Origin of the sequence: Amycolatopsis sp. cg13 (assembly GCF_041346965.1) — a bacterium.
GTDB lineage: Bacteria > Actinomycetota > Actinomycetes > Mycobacteriales > Pseudonocardiaceae > Amycolatopsis.
Genome location: NZ_CP166848.1, coordinates 8,673,166 through 8,691,242 on the forward strand (window position 1 = coordinate 8,673,166; position 18,077 = coordinate 8,691,242).

General features: G+C 69.1%; 18 protein-coding genes. 9 read left to right on the plus strand and 9 right to left on the minus strand.

Annotated features, from left to right (window positions below; genetic code table 11):
• Positions 1-25 precede the first annotated feature (25 nt).
• Complete coding sequence (locus AB5I40_RS40595) at positions 26-1,108, plus strand: sensor histidine kinase (protein ID WP_370935486.1); 1,083 nt, start codon at positions 26-28, stop codon at positions 1,106-1,108.
• Positions 1,105-1,740, plus strand: a complete 636-nt coding sequence (locus tag AB5I40_RS40600) for a response regulator (protein ID WP_370935488.1) — start codon at positions 1,105-1,107, stop codon at positions 1,738-1,740. The genes AB5I40_RS40595 and AB5I40_RS40600 overlap by 4 nt, the downstream gene beginning before the upstream one ends.
• Before the next feature lie 30 nt (positions 1,741-1,770).
• Here the strand turns inward: AB5I40_RS40600 and AB5I40_RS40605 are convergent, their stop codons facing one another.
• The 4 genes from AB5I40_RS40605 to AB5I40_RS40620 all read right to left on the minus strand — a co-directional run bounded on the left by AB5I40_RS40605 (position 1,771) and on the right by AB5I40_RS40620 (position 4,848).
• Positions 1,771-2,406, minus strand: coding sequence for a hypothetical protein (locus AB5I40_RS40605; RefSeq protein WP_370935490.1), 636 nt, complete (start codon positions 2,404-2,406; stop codon positions 1,771-1,773).
• Between the two features lie 18 nt (positions 2,407-2,424).
• Positions 2,425-2,991: a dihydrofolate reductase family protein gene (locus AB5I40_RS40610; RefSeq protein WP_370935491.1), complete on the minus strand. Its 567-nt coding sequence runs from the start codon at positions 2,989-2,991 to the stop codon at positions 2,425-2,427.
• A 68-nt stretch (positions 2,992-3,059) separates the two neighbouring features.
• Positions 3,060-3,962: an RNA polymerase subunit sigma-70 gene (locus AB5I40_RS40615; protein ID WP_370935493.1), complete on the minus strand. Its 903-nt coding sequence runs from the start codon at positions 3,960-3,962 to the stop codon at positions 3,060-3,062.
• A gap of 7 nt (positions 3,963-3,969) precedes the next feature.
• Positions 3,970-4,848, minus strand: coding sequence for a LysR substrate-binding domain-containing protein (locus AB5I40_RS40620; protein ID WP_370935494.1), 879 nt, complete (start codon positions 4,846-4,848; stop codon positions 3,970-3,972).
• Positions 4,849-4,960: 112 nt separating this feature from the next.
• Here AB5I40_RS40620 and AB5I40_RS40625 point away from each other — a divergent pair, with 112 nt between their 5' ends.
• From AB5I40_RS40625 to AB5I40_RS40650, 6 genes are read left to right on the plus strand one after another with little or no spacing between them, the layout of a single operon-like run.
• Positions 4,961-6,421 carry an aldehyde dehydrogenase family protein gene (locus tag AB5I40_RS40625; protein ID WP_370935496.1) on the plus strand — a complete coding sequence of 487 codons (1,461 nt, stop codon included), beginning with the start codon at positions 4,961-4,963 and terminating at the stop codon, positions 6,419-6,421.
• Positions 6,418-8,070 (plus strand): hypothetical protein, encoded by a 1,653-nt coding sequence (locus AB5I40_RS40630; RefSeq protein ID WP_370935497.1) that lies wholly within the window; start codon positions 6,418-6,420, stop codon positions 8,068-8,070. Before AB5I40_RS40625 ends, AB5I40_RS40630 begins: the two co-directional genes overlap by 4 nt.
• Complete coding sequence (locus AB5I40_RS40635; RefSeq protein ID WP_370935499.1) at positions 8,071-9,060, plus strand: membrane dipeptidase; 990 nt, start codon at positions 8,071-8,073, stop codon at positions 9,058-9,060.
• Positions 9,057-9,749, plus strand: coding sequence for a hypothetical protein (locus tag AB5I40_RS40640; RefSeq protein ID WP_370935502.1), 693 nt, complete (start codon positions 9,057-9,059; stop codon positions 9,747-9,749). The genes AB5I40_RS40635 and AB5I40_RS40640 overlap by 4 nt, the downstream gene beginning before the upstream one ends.
• Positions 9,746-10,147, plus strand: a complete 402-nt coding sequence (locus tag AB5I40_RS40645; protein ID WP_370935503.1) for a RidA family protein — start codon at positions 9,746-9,748, stop codon at positions 10,145-10,147. The genes AB5I40_RS40640 and AB5I40_RS40645 overlap by 4 nt, the downstream gene beginning before the upstream one ends.
• Positions 10,137-11,486 carry an MFS transporter gene (locus AB5I40_RS40650; RefSeq protein WP_370935504.1) on the plus strand — a complete coding sequence of 450 codons (1,350 nt, stop codon included), beginning with the start codon at positions 10,137-10,139 and terminating at the stop codon, positions 11,484-11,486. The genes AB5I40_RS40645 and AB5I40_RS40650 overlap by 11 nt, the downstream gene beginning before the upstream one ends.
• Positions 11,487-11,529: 43 nt before the next feature.
• Here AB5I40_RS40650 and AB5I40_RS40655 read toward each other — a convergent pair whose 3' ends face one another.
• Both AB5I40_RS40655 and AB5I40_RS40660 read right to left on the minus strand, forming a co-directional pair.
• Complete coding sequence (locus tag AB5I40_RS40655; RefSeq protein ID WP_370935506.1) at positions 11,530-12,195, minus strand: fasciclin domain-containing protein; 666 nt, start codon at positions 12,193-12,195, stop codon at positions 11,530-11,532.
• 64 nt (positions 12,196-12,259) lie between these two features.
• On the minus strand, positions 12,260-13,777 hold the full coding sequence (locus AB5I40_RS40660) for a molybdopterin-dependent oxidoreductase (protein ID WP_370935507.1): 1,518 nt from the start codon (positions 13,775-13,777) through the stop codon (positions 12,260-12,262).
• Between the two features lie 185 nt (positions 13,778-13,962).
• Between AB5I40_RS40660 and AB5I40_RS40665 the strand changes: the two genes are divergently transcribed.
• Complete coding sequence (locus AB5I40_RS40665; RefSeq protein ID WP_370935508.1) at positions 13,963-15,288, plus strand: PQQ-binding-like beta-propeller repeat protein; 1,326 nt, start codon at positions 13,963-13,965, stop codon at positions 15,286-15,288.
• Here the strand turns inward: AB5I40_RS40665 and AB5I40_RS40670 are convergent.
• The 3 genes from AB5I40_RS40670 to AB5I40_RS40680 all read right to left on the minus strand — a co-directional run bounded on the left by AB5I40_RS40670 (position 15,278) and on the right by AB5I40_RS40680 (position 17,748).
• The gene (locus AB5I40_RS40670; protein WP_370940705.1) at positions 15,278-15,766 is read right to left on the minus strand and encodes a DinB family protein; all 489 of its coding nucleotides are present in this window, start codon (positions 15,764-15,766) and stop codon (positions 15,278-15,280) included. The two genes, AB5I40_RS40665 and AB5I40_RS40670, sit on opposite strands and share 11 nt — an antisense overlap.
• 96 nt (positions 15,767-15,862) lie before the next feature.
• Complete coding sequence (locus tag AB5I40_RS40675) at positions 15,863-16,594, minus strand: GAF and ANTAR domain-containing protein (RefSeq protein ID WP_370935509.1); 732 nt, start codon at positions 16,592-16,594, stop codon at positions 15,863-15,865.
• A 188-nt stretch (positions 16,595-16,782) separates the two neighbouring features.
• Complete coding sequence (locus AB5I40_RS40680; protein ID WP_370935511.1) at positions 16,783-17,748, minus strand: AraC family transcriptional regulator; 966 nt, start codon at positions 17,746-17,748, stop codon at positions 16,783-16,785.
• Positions 17,749-18,077 lie beyond the last annotated feature (329 nt).

An 18,077-nucleotide genomic window follows, 5' to 3' on the forward strand; every position in this document is an offset into this window, starting at 1 on the left:
GAAGAGGCCCAGGGGAGGGGATGCGATGAGTCGGCTGCCGCTGGTGGTGATGCGGCTGCTCACGCCGGTCGCCTTCGTCGCGATCCTCGTCACCGCTGCGCCCACTGCGGAGTGGCTGTGGGTGCCAATGGTGGCTTCCGCCGCGAGTGGCCTCGCGTTCGGGCTGCTGGACCTGCGCTGGCCGCGCGCGGCTGGCGTGCTGCTCTCGCTGGCCGCGCTGTTCGGCGCGGTCGTCACGGTGGCGGATCAAAGTCTCACCGGACCGTCGTTGATATGTCTGTCCTTGCTCGTGTTGTCTTCGCTGGCGGCGATCCGCCCGGGGGAGATCATCACGGTGGCTGCGGTCGTGGGGGTCGCAGCCACCGCCGGCGGGTATCTCGCCGGGCAGCCGGGCGGGCTCGTGGCGGGAAACGCGCTCGCGGTGGCCGTCGTGGTGCTGCTCGGACTGAACCGGCGGCAGTACCGGGTGCAGGCGCGCCAAGCCCGCGATCTGCTGGATCAGACCCGGCTCACCCAGGAAGCCGTGGCCAGGGGCGCGACGTTGGAGGAACGCGCCCGGCTGGCGCGGGAGGTCCACGACATCCAGGCGCATTCGCTCTCGGCGCTGTCCCTGCATTTGCAGGCGGCGGCGCGGCTGGTGGCCGAGTTGCCGTCTCCGGACGAAAAACTCGCCGCTTGCGTGCAGAAGGCGGGGCAGCTGGCGCAGGACGGATTGATCGAGACGCGTCGAGCGGTGCACGCGTTGCGCGGCGATCCGATGGCGTTGCCGGAGTTGTTCGGCTCGCTGCCCGACAACGCGTCGATCCAGGTGACTGGCGAACCGCGCGAGCTCCCCGCGGACGTCACCCTGCTGCTGTACCGCACTGTCCAAGAAGGACTTTCCAATGCCCGCAAGCATGCCGCCGGTGCGCCGGTATCGGTTGAACTGTCCTATCTGGACAGCGAGGTGGCGATGACGGTGGTCAACCGGACCGGTTCCGGCAGCGGTTTGCCCGGTTCCGGATACGGCCTGACCGGCTTGCGCGAGCGCGCGGAACTGGTCGGCGGCGAGGTGAGCGCGGGCCCGGATGGCGCGGGCTGGCGGTTGTCGGTGAGGATCCCGGCATGACGATCGTGCGCGTGCTCGTGGCCGAGGACCAGCCCGCGGTGCGGGAGGGCTTGGTGCTGCTGGTCGGGCTGCTGCCGGACATCGAGGTCGTCGGACAGGCGGGCGACGGTATCGCGGCGATCGAGGAAACCGTGCGGCTGCAGCCCGATGTGGTGCTGATGGACCTGGACCTGCCGCGCTGCGACGGGGCGGCGGCGACTCGGCGGATTGTCACGGAGTTGCCGGGAACGCGGGTCGTCGTGCTCACCACTTATGCGGATAGTGCCTCGATCGTGCGCGCGTTGGACGCGGGCGCGGTCGGTTACGTGACCAAGGCGGCGAACGGCGACGAGATCGGCCGGGCGATCCATGCCGCGGCGGCTGGGCAGACCGTGATGGACCTGGCGGTGCAGCGGACGTTGCTGGCCGCGGCCCGGCGTCCGGCCGCGCCGCCGGAGGACGGGCTGACGGCGCGCGAGGTGGACGTGCTGAAGCTGGTCGCGGCGGGGCGGGGGAACCGGGAGATCGCGCGGGAGTTGCAGGTCAGCGAGGCGACGGTGAAGACGCATGTGAACCGGATTTTCGCGAAGACCGGGTGCGGGACTCGGGCGCAGGCAGTCCGCTACGCGCACGAGCACGGCTACGCGGACTGAGTCACGGCCGTGAGGGGAACCCTCAGGGAATCAGATTCCCTCAGGGTTCCCCTCACGGACCTCCGCGAACCAACCAGCCCGGAAGACCGGGGCCTCCCCAGCCACGGCCCGGCGGCACCAGTCCGCGACCGCCGCGCCGACCTCCTCCGGACCGAGCGCAGAAGTGTCGAGCACCGTCATCGCCCATTCCGCACCCGGCGACCGGCCGACCCAGCGGTCCCAGCGCATTTCCGGCCAGGAGTCGTTCGTGACGGCTTCCGGAACGTGCCCGGGGTCGTGCGCGTGCGCGCGCATCCAGGCCGCGAACGCTTGGTTCGCGGGGCTCGGCTCGCCGCGGCGGGCGAGCCGGGCCAGGTGGGCCTCGTCGCTGAGGTCGAGCAGGCAGCCGGCGATGTCGATCCGGTCGGCACTCGGCGCGGCGAGCGCTTCGCCGATCGGCACCGGATCGCCGGCCAGCAGCAGGTGCTTGCCCTCGGCTTCGAGCGCGATCGCCCGCCGCACCGCGACTTCCACCCGCTCCTGCCGCCACGCGACGGTCTGCACGGCCGGGATCGGGCCGAGCGTGCTCAGTTCGGCGTCCTCGTACGTGTTGTCGAGCAGATGCCGCGCGTGCAAGCGAGCCGTGGTTTTGCCGACGCTGGACGCGCCCGAAACGAGCAGCAACATGGCCGGCGACGTTACGGCTTACTGCTCGGAGCTCTCCACTGAATTTTCCCGCACATACCGCGAAAGCGTCGCCGCGCCAACGCGTTCGGACGATACGCATTCCAGGTGCGCGGGCCCGGTGCCGTCCGGGAAAAGGCGGGTTCCGGCGCCCAGGATGGTCGGGAAGGTCAGCAGCCGGTACTCGTCGACCAGGTCTGCCGCCATCAGCGCGTGCGCGACGCTCAGGCTCCCGATGACGATGACGTCGCGCTCTTCCCGCTTCACCGCGTCGAGCAGGTCGCCGTCGAGGACCGAGGAGTTCTGCCACGCGCTGGTGTCGGTCAGAGTGCTGGTGGCGACCAGCTTGGCCGCGGCGTTCATCCGCTGCGAGAACGGGTCGTCGCGGTGCGGCCACAGACCCGAGAACTGTTCCCAGGTCTTGCGGCCGAGCAGCAGGACCCCGTCGTCCAAGGTGCTTCCGAGCCGGAATTTGTCGCCCGCGACGGACTCCGGGCCGTGCCGGAACGCCCAGCCGCTGCTGGGGGCGCTGCCCGGGTCGGACGAGATGCCGTCGAGGGTGGTGAAGGCGATGACGATGACGCTCATGGCGGAGATCCCTTCAATCGGTGTCGCCAGTACTTACCGGCGGCCCCGCCCGAACTCATCGCTCCCGGCTAAAAAATCTTCAAAGGCAGGTCGAACGCCTCGAAAACGTGCGGATCGGCGAAGACGACGTTGTGCGAAATCCGCCCGCCGGTCACCGTGAAGACCTGCAGGGTGTGCAGCTGCCCGTCGGGCGTGTAGGCGGCGAGCGCGGGCTGCCCGTTGGCAGTAAGCCCGCGGACGCTCCAGCCGACCCCGCGCATCTCGAACACCCGGTGCATGAACCGGCCGTAGTCGTCGCTGCCCTGGAACCACAGCGGGACCGGCGGCATTTCCAGGATCGCGTCGTCGGTGAGCAGCTTGACGAGCGCCTCGACGTCGGCGGCCTCGAAGGCTTGCGCGTACCGGTCGATCACGGCTTGGGTTTCCGCGTCGTCCGGTTCGGCGATCTCGTCCATCGCGCCCGCGTCGGCGAGGGCGGCGCGGGCTCGTTGCAACGCGCTGTTGACGGCTGGAACGGTCGTCTCCAGCTGCGTCGCGACCTCGGCGGCGCTGAACTCGAGCACGGACCGGAGCACGACGACCGCCCGCTGCTTGGCGGGGAGAACCTGCGTCGCGGCGACCCACGCCAGCCGCAGTCCGGCGCGGGTGTCGGCATCGCAGCGGGCGTCGGGGAACGGCTGCAGCCACGGGATGTCCGTCGCCGGTTGCAGCGGCGCGCCCGGGTTGTCGCTAGCCGCGCCGAGGCCGGACGGCAACGGCCGCCGCGCGCGGCCCTCAAGGGCGGTCAGGCAGACGTTGGTCGCGATCCGGTACAGCCAGGTCCGGACGGAAGCGCGCGCCGAGTCGTACCGGTCGCGGGCTTTCCACGCGCGCAGCAGCGTTTCCTGTACCAGGTCCTCGGCCTCGTGGAACGAGCCGACCATCCGGTAGCAGTAGGCGGTCAGTTCGCCGCGGTGCGCTTCGAAGTCCACCGGGACATCATCCGGCACGCGCGACGCTGAGGAAACGGTCGACCACCGGGTTGTTTTCGTGATCGGTGCGCGAGATCGCCGAGACCGTCGAAAACGCGCCAGCGTCGGTGAGCGCGAGATAGCGCAATCCGGGCAATTGCAAGGCGCGCAAGGCGTTCGGCACGATCGCGATGCCGGTGTCGGCCGCGACGAGGCCGAGCATCGTCGGGAATTGGACGGCTTCCTGGACCACGCGCATCCGGAATCCGGCGCGCAGGCACAGCGTCTCGATGTGGTCGTGCAGCCGTGAGACGCGCGTGCGCGGGAAGGCGAGAAAGGGCTCGTCGGCCAGCTCCGCCATCTCGACGGTTTCGTTGTCCGCCAACGGATGCGTCTCGGACACGGCCACGATCAACCGTTCCTGGCCCAGCGGGTGCACGGTCAGTCCGGGGGCTTCGCCGACCTCGCGCGCGATCCCGACGTCGAGCTGGCCGTCCCCGAGCGCGGCGATTTGCGCGTCGGTGGTGGATTCGGTCAGTTCGAAACGGACATTCGGCCATTGCCGCCGCATTTCCAGCACTGTGGCGGGAACGATTTCCAAAGCGGCCGAGCTGACGAACCCGATCCGCAGGAGCCCGAGTTCGCCGCGCGCGGCGTGCGCGACCGCGGTGAGCGCGTGCTGGCTGCCCGCGAGCACGCGACGGCCTTCGGTCAGCAGCACCCGGCCAGGTTCAGTCAGCTCGACGCTGCGCGTGGTCCGCAGGAGCAGCCGCACGGACAGCTCTTTCTCCAGTTTCGCGATCTGCTGGCTGAGCGCGGGCTGGGCGAGGTGCAGTCGTTCGGCGGCGCGGCGGAAGCTGCGTTCCTCGGCGACCGCGACGAAGTAGCGAAGCTGGCGGAGTTCCACGCCGCTGATAATGGTTCCTTATCAGTGCGTAGGCAATAGATACTTCACTCTGTGTTCCGCGCGACTTAGCGTCATGGAAGACAAGCACCGTCGCGAACGTCGAGGAGCACCCGTGGATCACGCATTGTCGTTGCAGCACTTCGTAGCGGGACGGTGGGTTCCCGGCGACGGACCGGTCGCGCAGAGTGTCGACCCGGCGGATCCCGCGCAGGTGGTGGCCGAGTACCGGACGGCTGGTCCAGAGCTGCTCGACGAAGCGGTGCGCGCGGCCGTGGCGGCGCAGCCGGAGTGGGACCGCCAGGGCACCATCGCCCGCGGCCTCGTGCTGCGGCGGGCCGCGGAACTGCTCGCCCAGCGCGCCGAATCGGTGGCCGCGTTGATGACCCGCGAACAGGGCAAGACGCTGGCGGAGTCGCGGGGCGAAGTAGCCGCTTCGGTCGAGACGCTGCACTATCACGCGGGCCGGGCGCGCAGTGCCGACGGCGTGCTCTACCCGTCTGGCAACCCGGATGAGGTCGTGCGGACCGTGCGCCGTCCACTCGGGGTCGTCGGGGTGATCACGCCGTGGAACTTCCCGGTGCAGATCCCGGCCTGGAAACTGGCGCCCGCGCTGCTGTGGGGCAACGCGGTGGTGTGGAAGCCAGCCAGCGACACAGTCGCGCTGGCGGTGGCGTTCGCTGAGATCCTCATCGAGGCCGGGGTTCCGGACGGCGTCCTCAACCTGCTGCTCGCGCCCGGTTCGCTCGGTGCTGAGCTGGTGGAGCGGCCGGAGCTGTCCGGTGTCACTTTCACCGGGTCGGTGCCGGTCGGCCGGGCGATCCAGGCCGCGGTCGTGCCGCGCGGGGCGAAGGTGCAGCTCGAACTCGGCGGGCACAGCGCGGCGATCGTCCTGCCCGACGCCGACCCGGCGGAGGCGGCAGCGGCGCTGGTCACCGCGTCGATGAGCGGGACCGGGCAGAAGTGCACCGCCGCTCGCCGGATCATCGCGGTCGGGGATGCTTACGACCGGCTCGTCGCCGAACTGTCGGCGCGGGTAAAGGGTCTTGTGGTCGGGCCGGGGACGACGCCGGGAGTCGAAATTGGACCGTTGGTGTCCGCGCGGGCGGCGGAAGAGGTCGAGGGCGCGATCCAGCAGGCGGTCGACGAGGGCGCGACTGTGCTGGCCCGTGCGGACTCCCCGGAGGGTGGTGCGTTCGTCGCGCCGACGCTGCTGGCCGGGACGCCCGAGTTGACGATCAGCCAGGAGGAGGTGTTCGGCCCGGTCGCCACCGTGCTGCGCGCCGCTGACCTGGACGAGGCGATCCGGCTCGCGAACGGCACCCGGTTCGGGCTCACCGCCGCGGTGTTCACCGACGACGAGCGCGCGGTTCGGCAGTGCTTGCGCGATCTGGACGCGGGCATCGTGAAGGTCAACGCGCCGAACACCGGGTCCGAAGTACACGCTCCGTTCGGCGGGCTCAAGGACTCGTCGTTCCCCGCGCCCCGCGAGCAGAACGGCGAATCCGCCGCGGAGTTCTTCACCTGGACCAAAACCGCGTACCTGCGGACGTCCGCGCCTCGGGACCGATCGTGACCCGGCCAGCGGACACGGCGCTCGCCCCGGCGGAACTGGGCGCCGCCCGCTACACCCGGCACAGCTTCGCGCGGTCGTTCCTCCGCCAGGCGGCTCGGGAACGCTGGACGGTCTCCACCGTTCGCTGGGAATTCGACGACCACGGGCACGGCGAAGCGGTCTACCGGATCGACGCCGACGAAACGCTGCTGCACTTCGCGGTGTTTTCCACGGTGCTGCAAGAAAACGAGCGCACTGACCGGGTCATCGCGAAACGGTGGGATGTCACGGCTGCTCTGGTGGAAGGTCCAGTTCCGGACTTTCGGATGGCAGAGCTGCGTCGTGAAGTACCACGGCAGGAAGCTGGCCGGGCCGACGCCGCGACGCTGGTGTGGACCCGCGCCAACCGCAGCGAACGGTTCTTCGACTACGTCGCAGCTCAACTGGCGAGCGGGGAACAGCCGGACTGCGCCACGATGGGCGACGCCTGCTACATCCTGCGCAGCACCGCCTTCTACAGCAACGGAAAGTTCGGTCTCGCCGACTTCGACCGGGTTGCCGAAGTCCCGCCGCTGCGGGTGCCGTACCGCGCGCAAATGCTGGCCGCGTGGCTGCTGCGCGAGTTCAGCTACGACCTGGTCGAGCACTGTGCCGCACGGCGAAACCCCGCTGCGGCAACGCTGTCTGGAGAATGGCGGCGTTACCTCGGCCTGGGCAACGCGACCGGACTCGGCATGGTCCCGTTCGTGGTGAACCATCCGAGCATCCTCGACGCTTGGTGCTCGGCGAGGGAACTGCCGCTGGCCCATGCCCTCGATGCGGAAGCCGATGCCGGTTCCGTGCGGCGGGCGAGCATGCTGCTCGACCGCGCTCGCCGGTACTTCCGCGAACGCGACACTCTGACGACCGCGCCGTACCTGACCGGCCCGGAAATGGCCGAACGGCTCGACGGAATCGCTTCTCTGCTCAGCGAATTCCCTGCGGGCGGCTTCCGCTGGCGGGACCTCGACGACCGGGCAGCGGAGTTCGGCGCCGAGGCCCGGGCGGTACTGCACACCGTCCTGGTCGAACTGGACGACTCGCTCGACACGGAGATCGAGCACCTGCTGACCTGCGACCAGCGTCGGCGCGTCGAAATCGCCCAGACCTGCGGGCAGCTGCGCGACCTGCTGGCCGACCGGTACGACTGGACCCGCGAATTCGACTTCACCGACCCGAACGAACAGGCGAGGTTCTGGTTCTCGGCGGAGGACAACGAAGAACCCCGGCGCGGCAAACGCGGCCAGGATCCGGGCGAATCGATGGAACATCCGATCGACATCGCGCGCGCCGTGCATGCCCTCCGGCACGACCTGGCCGCCGCCGACGCCGACCGTTCGGTCGCGGAGTTCCTGCTGGAATTCCCGTGGCACCGCGGCATTGTCGCGCGCGTGCAGTCGGTCGCCGGGCTCCGCTACGGCGAGGTCCGCGCGAACCTGCTCGCCGACGATTTCCTTCCGCTGCACCTGCAGCGATTCCAGCTGGCCCTCTACGGCATGGAGAACTACAGCCCGCAGTCGACCGACTGGTTGCGCGTCACGCTGTTCTCGGGCGCGCCCCGGGCGAGCGACGTCGAGTCCGGAACGGACGACGACTGGCTGTTCACCCGCAAGCCCGGAAAGGAGTCCTGAGTGGACCCCCTGGAGCACGGCGACCTCACTGTCGTCGACGGACTGCAGATCAACAACTGGGACCGCAAAGTCCTGGAGGAGCTGAAAGCGGGCGGCGTCACCGGGGTGAACGCGACGTGCGCGGTCTGGGAAGGCCCGCAGGAAACGCTGCGCGCGGTCGCGGATTGGTACGAACTCGCGCGGGACAACGCCGATCTGGTCGTCCTCGCCGAGAACGCCGACGACGTCCGGAAAGCAAAGATCGACGGCAGGCTCGCCGTGCTGCTCGGCTTCCAGAACACCTCGCCGTTCGGCGACGACTACCGGATGGTCGAGGTGTTCCACCGGCTCGGCGTGCGCATCGCGCAGCTCACCTACAACATCCAGAATCTCGTCGGCGGCGCCTGCTACGACGAACACGATTCCGGGCTCACCGCGTACGGCCGGTTCATCGTCGCGGAAATGAACCGCGTCGGGATGCTGGTCGACCTGTCACACGTCGGGAACCGCACCAGCCGCGACGCCATCGACGCCTCGGCCGGTCCGGTCGCGATCACGCACGCGAACCCGTTGTCGTTCGCCGATTCGCCGCGCAACAAGCCGGACGACGTCATCGACGCCCTCGCCGAGCGCGGCGGAGTGCTCGGCTGTTGCTTGTACCCCAACGTGATCGGCGGCGAGAAGACAACCCGGCGGCAGTTCTGCGAGATGGTCGCGGGGCTGGTCGAGCGGATCGGGCCGGACCACGTCGCGCTCGGCAGCGACTGCACGCGGAACTGGTCGCAGGACTATGTCGCGTGGCTGCGCAACGGCCGGTGGCGGCCCGCGTCCGCGGTGCCGGTGGAACCGCAGTGGCCGGTGTGGCCCAACTGGTTCGGCGGACCGGCCGACTTTCCGGTCCTCACCGAGGGGCTGCTGGAAGTGGGCTTGGACGAAACCGTGGTGGCGCAGGTGCTGGGCGGCAACTGGCTCCGGCTGTTCGACACGGTGTTCCCTGGAGCTGGGCAATGACCGCGGCGCGGGCTGAGCGCGTGTCGGCCGCCGAAACCGTGCTTACCCGGGTGTCCGTGCGGGAGATCCACGAGGTTTCGCTGCGGGCGTTGCGGGCTTCGGGGCTCAGCAGCGGCGAAGCGGAGTATTTGGCCGAGGTCATCGCGTCCGCTGAGGTACACGAGGGTGCCGGGATGGACGCCTTGGTCACTGAGACGGCGCGGGTTCCGGCCGGGCGAGTTGGGCTGCGGCTGGAACATTGCGACGGTTACGCCGTCGCGCACGACCCGGCTTCGCGCGGTCCGCTGCAGGCGTTCGTACCGGCGTGCGAAACGGCCGCGGTGGTCGGCACGTTGGTCGTGCCTGGCATGGCGGGAGCCCCGGCATTGGATTGGGCCGCGTTGGACATCGCCGAACGGGCTGGCCGGGTGCTGTCCCTTTCGGACGGTTCACAACGCACCATTGTGACTCCGGACGGGGATTTGCTCCGGCTCCCCGCTGAAGCCGAACCGCGTCCGCCGGTCGCGGGATTGGTGATCCGCTCGTTGTCCGACGTTCCCGCCGGTGAAGTGATTTCCACTGCGGCGGAACGAAAGCAGCGGTATCGCGAAGCGGTCACCCAGGGCGTGGCCGTGAAGACTCCACTGTGGACCCACGCGTATTCGATCGCGCGCGGGTTCCTGATTCCGGACCACCGGGAGGGCCGATGAACTCGCGTGAGCTGGTAGCGCATCCGCACGGACCTCGTCCCTACGCCGGTGCCGCTGTCTTCGGCGGAGTGATCTGGGCGTGCGGGCAGGTTCCAGCACGGCGGGACGGCAGCGTCCCGGACGAAATCGACGAGCAGGTAAGGGTGGCCCTCGACAACCTCGAGGACACCTTGCGGGCCGCGGGAGGGAGCCTGCGCACGCTGCTCAAACTGACGGTGTTCCTCGCCGACCTCGGCGAGTTCGACGTCTACCACCAGGCTTACCTCGACCGTTTCGCCGGCATCGACCTGCCGCCGCGAACCACGGTCCAGGTCGCCGGATTCCGGGGGACGAAACGCATCGAGATCGACGCCGTGGCGGCGGTCGGCAGCGAGGAGACCAACCGACATGAAGACTGACCGCGCACCGGACACCGCTGGCTCTGTTGTTCGCGCGACCCTGGATTCGGCCAAGCTCAACGGGTTTCACCGCAAACTCGCGCTGTATTCCTCCGGCGGGCCGTTCCTGGACGGCTACATCCTCAGCATCATCGGCATCGCGCTGGTGCAGATCGGCCCGCAGTGGCAGATGGACTCGCTGTGGTCCGGCCTGATCGGCGCGTCCGCGCTGGTCGGCGTGTTCATCGGGGGAGCGGTGTTCGGCCCGCTCACCGACCGCATCGGCCGGAAACTGATGTACACGATCGACCTGATCGCGATCATCGTCTGCTCGGTGCTGCAGTTCTTCGTCGCCGACGCGGCGCAATTGTTCGTGCTGCGGCTGCTGATCGGCGTCGCGGTGGGCGCGGACTATCCCATCGCCACCGCGCTGGTCACCGAGTTCGCGCCGAAGGCATGGCGGGCGCGGCTGGTCGGCGGGCTGAACGCGATGTGGTTCGTCGGCGCGACGGTCGCCGCGTTCGTCGGGTTCTTCCTGCTCAACGTTGACCAGGGCTGGAAGTGGATGCTGCTGTCGTCGGCGGTGCCCGCGCTGCTGATCGTGATCGCCCGTACCAGCATCCCGGAATCGCCGCGCTGGCTGCACAGCAAGGGCCGCGACGCCGAAGCGCTGGAAGTGCTGCGCACGACGATCGGCGAGCACGCGACGCTGGACGATCTTCCGGAAGCCGAAACCAAAACCCCGATGTCCGCGTTGTGGCGCCGCGGATATCTCAAGCGGGTCGTGTTCATCTCGATCTTCTGGACGTGCACGGTCGTCCCGCTGTTCGCGATCTACGCGTTCGGTCCGCAGATCCTCGAACTGTTCAACCTCGGCGGCGGCAACCTGTCGCACCTCGGGTACGGACTGATCAATTTCTTCTTCTTCGTCGGGAACATCGCCGCGCTGCTGCTGGTCGACCGGCTCGGCCGTCGCCCCGTGCTGATCTGGGGCTTCGCGATTTCCGCGGCCGGGCTGTTCTACCTCGGTCTCCAACCGGGGGCCGCGCTGTGGCTGATCGCGCTGGCTTTCGCGGTGTACGCGGTGTTCAACGGCGGGCCGTCCATTTTGGAATGGATCTACCCGAACGAACTTTTCCCGACCGAGGTTCGCGCCTCGGCGGTGGGGCTGTGCACCGGGATCAGCCGGATCGGCGCGGCGGTCGGCACGTTCGCGACGCCGTGGTCGCTCGCCAATCTCGGGCTGTCGGCCACGATGTACATCGCTGCCGGTATTGCCGCGCTGGGTGCGATCGTGAGTGCGTTCATGGCTCCGGAGACGAAGAACATCGATCTGCATGTGGCTTCTTCGCTCAGCTGACCAAGAAACAGGCCCGGCGCGGGAGTGCGCCGGGCCTGTCGGCTCAGTTCTTGTTGGTGCCAGGGGTGAGCACCTTGTCGATGACGAAGACGGTCGCGTTCTTGGTCGGGATGTTCCCGCACAGGATCTTCGCGCCGTTGACCGTCAGGTTGTCGCCGGAACCCTCGATCTTCAGCGGCCCGCCCGCCGCGTTCAGCGAGGTCAAGGTGCCGGCTTGTTCGAGGCCCTTGGCGTCGTACCGCTTTCCGACCACGTGGTACTGCAGGATCGGCGCGAGCTGGTTCGGGTTGGCCGCCAGCTCCTTGAACTTCGCGTCGCCGAGAGCGTTGAACGCCGGGTCGGCCGGGGCGAAGACGGTGATCGCCTGCTGGCTGTTGAGCGTGTCGACCAGGTTGGTGGCCTTGACCGCCGCGACCAGCTTCGTGAGCAGCGGGTTCGTCGAGGCGGCGGACGCGACCGGCTGCGGGCCCATCGAGTCGAGCGAACCCGGCGCGCTGCCCTGCGGGAGCTGGGAACAGGCGGGACCGAAGACCTGGTCGTTGGTGGTGACGCCGGAGCTGCTGCTGCTGGACATCGGCGCCGAGGACGGCATCGACGAGGGCATTGCCGGCGAGGAGCTGCTCGAGGCGTTGTTGTCGGTGCTGCTGCCGCACGCGGTGAGGGCGAGAGCAGCGACGGCACCGATACCGGCGAGGCGAAGGGACTTCACGGCAATTCTCCGTTCACAGTGGACTGTTCTTCAGGGATTCGGCGCCGGGTCGGCACCGGATTGGTCAGGAAGCGATAAAAGTCGTGGAATGCCAGCCAGTCGCTCCGTCAGGCACCGTGCCAGCGCGGGCTTCGGTCTGCGTATAGCCGGATTTGTCGGTCGCGCGCACGAACACCTGGTGCGTGCCGGGCTGCACGGAAATCTGGGCCCACCACATCCGCCAGGTATTCGGGTTCACCTCGGCGGACAAGGTGGTCGGCTGCCAGGCACCACTGTCCACTTTGATCTCCACCTTGGCGATCCCGGTGTGCTGTGCCCAAGCGACGCCCGCGATCCGCACCGCACCGGACGGAACCGTCGCGAAGCCCTTGGGCGTGTCGATCCGTGATTCGGTCTTGATCGGCGCCTGCTCGCCCCAGCCGCGGCGGAGCCAATAGGCCTGCCGGGCCTTCCAGGTGGTGACCTCGATGTCCACCACCCACTTGACCGCCGAGACATACCCGTAAAGCCCGGGAGTGACCAGCCGCGCGGGAAACCCGTGTTCCAGCGGCAAGGGCTCGCGGTTCATCCCGATCGCCAGCATCGCGCCGCGCGAACGGTCCAGCGCGGCGGCGACCGGCGTGCCGGACGTCCAACCGTCCACACTGGAGCAGAACAACTGCTCCGCACCCGGCTGTACTCCGGCTTCCGCGAGCAGATCGGCGAGATCGATCCCGATGAAGTTCGAAGTGGACACATAGTCGCCACCGACCTCATTGGACACACAAGTCATCGTCACGGTGCGCTCGACCAGCGGCCGGTCGCGGAGATCGCGGTACCGGTACCGCATTTCCCGCTCGACCATCCCGTGGATCCGCAGGCTCCAATCCTCGGTTCGCACCTGCGGAACGGACAACGCGGTGTCGACGCGATAGAAGTCCCGGTTCGGCGTGAGAAACGGCGGCGTCCCGAGCTTGGCGAAATCCGCGTCGGCGGGGATCGGCGGAGCCGAAACCGCGGGCACGAGCTGGCCGACCGCTGCCCGGGAAGCGGTCGCGTCGCGGCTTCCGCTGATTAGCTGCCCGGCACCGCCGAGCACTCCAGCCCCGACGACGGCGCCGACACTGCCGAGCAGGAACGACCGTCGTGAAGAGTCCGTCGTCTGCTGCTGTAAAGCGATCCGGTGCAGCAGCAGGAAAACCGCCGCTCCCACGACCAAACTGGCCAGGGGAGCGAGCAACGCCACCGCGGTCAGATCCGGCCGCGCGCCCACCGCGACCCCGCCGATCAGTCCAAAAGCGACAATGATCGCGAGGCCCGGCCACGGCGATCGCCGAGACAGCAACCCGGCCGCCGCGGACACGAGCACCAGCACTGCAGCCATGCCGCCGAGCAGGACCGCCTTGTCGTAGGTGCCGAAGGTCCGCACCGCGAAGTCTTTCACCGGCAGCGGCGTCAGATCGATGGCTCCGTTCCCGACCGCGAGGTACGGCGAAGCGTTGACGTTGCCGAACGACGCCGCCAGGTGTCCGGCGGCCAGCGCCGAGACCAGGGCGAGGACACCGCAGAGCGCTGCCGGGAGGATCCGCAGACGGGAGGTCATGCCAGGCATTCGCGGCCGGACCGGCTGCGGATGGGCGCCGGTTCGTCACCCGTCTGGGTAGCGGCGAAGGCCCGGGTCACCTTTTTCGCCGCATTTGTGTGATCTCGTGCACGCGCGGCCGTTTCGTCGGCTAAGTTCCCCGACGACTCCGAATGGAGCAGTGATTCGGGAGAACGGGGACACCGATGCGGCGAATCGCGAGTATCGCGGCCGGTCTGGGGATGCTGGCCGCCACGGCCGCGTGCGGCGGCGGGTCGCTGCCGACCGATCTGCCCACCGACCAGGCCGGACCGGCCGGGCAGCAGCCGCCCGCCTCGTCCGCCCAGCCCGAGGCGGTGACCGCCGATCCGCCGCTGGCGTTCGACACCAGCAAAGGCGTCCCGCTGCCCCGCACGGCGCTGCAGGCCAATTTGGGCGGCTCCGTGACGTCGAAGTTCATGACGCTGCGCGACCGCACCGGCTACATCATCGCCCCCGAATCGCTGAGCGCGGTCGACGTCCTGACCGGCCGCGAGAAGTGGAACACCAAGATCGAAGGCCCGGCCGCCGACCCGAACGCGCACAACGGGCCGTTCGTCGAACAGAGCGGCCCGCGTCCTCCGCTCGTCACGGACAAACTCGCCGTCGGGGCCGTCCCGCTGCGGATGCCCGAGCAGGGCACGACGCCGGGCTACCTCGCGCTCGCCGTCATCGCGGTGAACCCGGAAACCGGGGCCAAGGCCTGGCAGGCGAACACCAAGATCGCCGACGACCAGTACGGGATCAGCGGCGACCGTTCGGTCACGCACGTCGTCGCGGTCACCGACAAGGCGGTGATCGCCAGCTTCACGCAGTCGGAGGGCAACCGCACCGTCGGACTGGACCCGGCGACCGGGAAACAGCTGTGGGAGCGCAAGGACTTCGACGCGGGGAGCCTGAACGGCGACGTCGTGGTCGGCGTCGACTCCAACGTGGCCGAGAACTCCTCGATGGTCCAGGCGACCGCGCTCGACATCGCGACCGGTGAGCAGAAGTGGGTCGCCGCCGCCAAATCGAGCGCGGTCGAGATCATCCAGGCAGATCCGGCGATGGTGGTCCTGAAAGCGAATGAGTACAGCACCGGGCACGCGTTCCTGAAGTTCCTCGACGCGACGACGGGCGCGGAGAAGTTCTCCGTGGAAGGCGCCCGCAACCTGGGACCGGACCGCTACGGTGACTGCCTCTACGACGAGCAGTCGGTGCTCGCCTGCACCGACTCCGGCGTGCTCACCGCCTACGACGCCAAGGCCGGGACCAAGCTGTGGAGCCTCCCGGACCAGGCCGCGAACCGCGTCCCGCCGGGCGGCCTGACCGTCGCCTGGCACGGCGCGCTGTACGGCTACACCAACGGACGGCAGCCGATCGTCCTCGACGCCAAGACCGGCAAGGACCTGTCCACCGACGTCGGCTACGTGCCGGACTGGGTGAGCAAATACGCCGCGGCGGGCGTCGACAAGGACGGCGTGCCCACGGCGTACCCGGTCAAGAAGTAGCGCCGTCCGCCGCGAGGATCTGCTCGCGGAGGATGTCCGCGTGCCCGCAGTGCTGAGCCAGCTCGCGCAGAACGTGCAGGTAGACGAACTGCAGCGGCAGCGGGCCGCGCCGGTTGCCGGGCAGGATGCTGGCCAGTTCGAGCGCCGCGGTGGCCTGGCGGGCGTTCTCGCACGCTTCGCGATGCGCCTGCTGGACGGACGCGACGGTGTCGTCGTCGGCGAGGGCGAACGATTCGTCGGGCGTGTCCGGGATCCCGATCTCGGCCCGCGTACGGCCGGTGACGGCTTCGTCGAACCAGACCTGCTCCACGAAGGTCACGTGTTTGACCAGCCCGAGCAACGTCGTCCGCGACGGCACGAGCGACCGGCGGGCCTGCTCCTCGGTGAGCCCGTCGAGGCAGTGCTGGAGCGCCTCGCGGTGCTCGTCGATGAAGAATTCCAGCTGCTTCTTGGCGGGACTGTCGATCACTGATTCCATGGTCACCGGTCCAGCTTGCCGGATCGCTGAGGCCCGGCAAAGCCCCCGGCGAGCAGCCTCGCCCGGACCGTCCTCTGTGGACCGTGCGGTAAAGCTTCAGGCGATCGCGCTCAACCCGGCCGGGATGTCTCCCTGCACGACCAGTCCCGCCAGTTCGCTGAGCTTCAACCGCTGCGCGCGGGCGTGCGAGCGCAGCCGGTTGAACGCCTCTCCGATGTCGATGTTCAGGTGCGCGGCGAGAATCCCCTTGGCCTGTTCGATCACGACGCGGGAGTCCAGCGCCGACTGCAGCTGCCCGATGATCTCGTCCTTCGTCCGCAACGCCTGGCGCTGCGACAGCCCGGCCCCGGCGGCGTCGGCCAGGACTTGCGCCAGCCGCAGATCCTGCGCGGCCGGGACCGACGGCGTCCCGCCGAACAACGTCACCGCACCGACCGTGTACTCGCCCGCCCGCAGCGGCACGGCGGCGGCGCGAGCGACTCCGGCCCGCAGCGCCCGGGCGGTGAACCGGGGCCAGCGCTGCGGTCCCGATCCCGCGGGCCGCAGCGTGACCGGGGGCAGTACGGCACCGGTGCGGATGGTGTCCAGGGCCGGGCCTTCGCCGAGTTCGAACTGGCTGCGGGCCAAGGGGAGGAACGTTTCGTCGGAGGTGGTGAGGCAGTCCGCTTTCCCGGTCTCGTCGAGGACCGAGACCCCGGCGGCCCGCAGGCCGAGGAGCGCGGCCACGCTGATCGTGAGGTCGTGCAGCAGGTCCGGGACCGGCCGGTCGCCGGCGGCAAGGCTGAGCACGGCCTCGGCGACCAGTGTTTCGCGTTCGGTGGCAGGCATAGTTCCCCTCCAGGCAGGCGGGAACCGGGCGCGTGCGGCGAAGCGGGTCCACCGGCTGCGCGGCGGTACGGCGCCGGCGTATGCGGCTGTCTGCCGCCGGTGTCCAGTGAAGCCCGGATTCACCGGACGAAGCCATGCCGATAACGCAGCACCTCGCGCCGGGCGTGCAGAAAACGCAGGAGTCCCGCTCAGGGGCCGCGCTGGACGAGAGTCTGGTGCGGGGAGCAGCCGTAGGCGGCGCGGTACGCGGCGGCGAACCGGCCGAGCTGGAAGAAACCCCATCGGGCGGCGACGGCGGTGACCGTGACGGTGCCCGCCGGGTCGGCGGCCACCAGGTCGGCGTGGGCGTGGGAGAGCCGGACCCGGCGCAGATAGCCCATCGGGGTGGTGTCCAGGTGCCGCCGGAAGGCGACCTGCACCGTGCGGACGCTGACATGGACGGCGGCGGCGATGTCGGCCACGGAGAGGTCTTGGTCGGCGTGCTCGTCGATGTAGGCGACGGCGCGGCGCAGGGTGTCCGAGTGCGCGTCGCGGCGGTCCGCGCCGGTGGGCTCGGTTGTCGCCGTGTTCGGGAACGCCGTCAGCACACTCGCGGCAAGCAGTTGCGAAGCGGCTGAGACGAGCAGCGGCTGCTGGCTCAGTTCGGGATCGGCGCAGACGCCGTCGCGCAGGTAGGCGATGGTGCGCCGCAAATGCTGTGCCGCCGCCGGGGAAACGGGCCGGTCGCCGACGAGCCGCACCGGATCGGGCCTGCGGCCGGGGAGCCCGGCGGCCACGCGGGTCAGCAACTGCGGGTCGAACATGACGAGGTTGTAGCCGGAACGGCGGATCACCCCGGCGTAGGGCCGGTCGTGCGGAGCGTAGACGAATACGTCGCCGGGCCCGAAATACCCTTCCTGCCCGTCGGGAAAGTACTGCCGCACGATCGAACCGGAATGCACGTTGCCGAGACAGATTTTGCCGAGGGTCCCGGCGTCGTGGCTCATGTCGTAACCGAACTCGAGATCGTCCACGCTGACCGATCCCACGACATTGCGGGAGACGTGCGCCCGGGTCTGCTCGACGTCGCCGCCGATCTGCATCCTGGTGTAGGCCCTGCTGAGGAACTCTTCGGTGACCTCGAGGTCTTCGCTGTCGAAATCGAGTTCTTTCATCACGATTCCCGCCGTTCCCGGGCGTTCGCGCACTCGCGGCGCTGCCTGCCGGGCAGGCAATTCCGGGCCGGGGAAAGCGCCGTCCCGCGGCAGCGCGCCGAATGCGAAAACACCTCACCATCGCCGGTCTGCCGGAACCTGCCTTTCCGTCGTGCCAGCGCTTCCGCAACGGTACCGCTCGCCGGGGAAAGCCGGGAGACCGCGTTTTCCCCGACGGTGCGCTAAATGGGGCGAGAAAACGATTTCTTTGCCGAATGCGCGTAATATTTCCCGCCATGTCCGTCGCCGATAGTCCTCAGTGGACAGTGGAGCACGGGCGCCGTGGACCC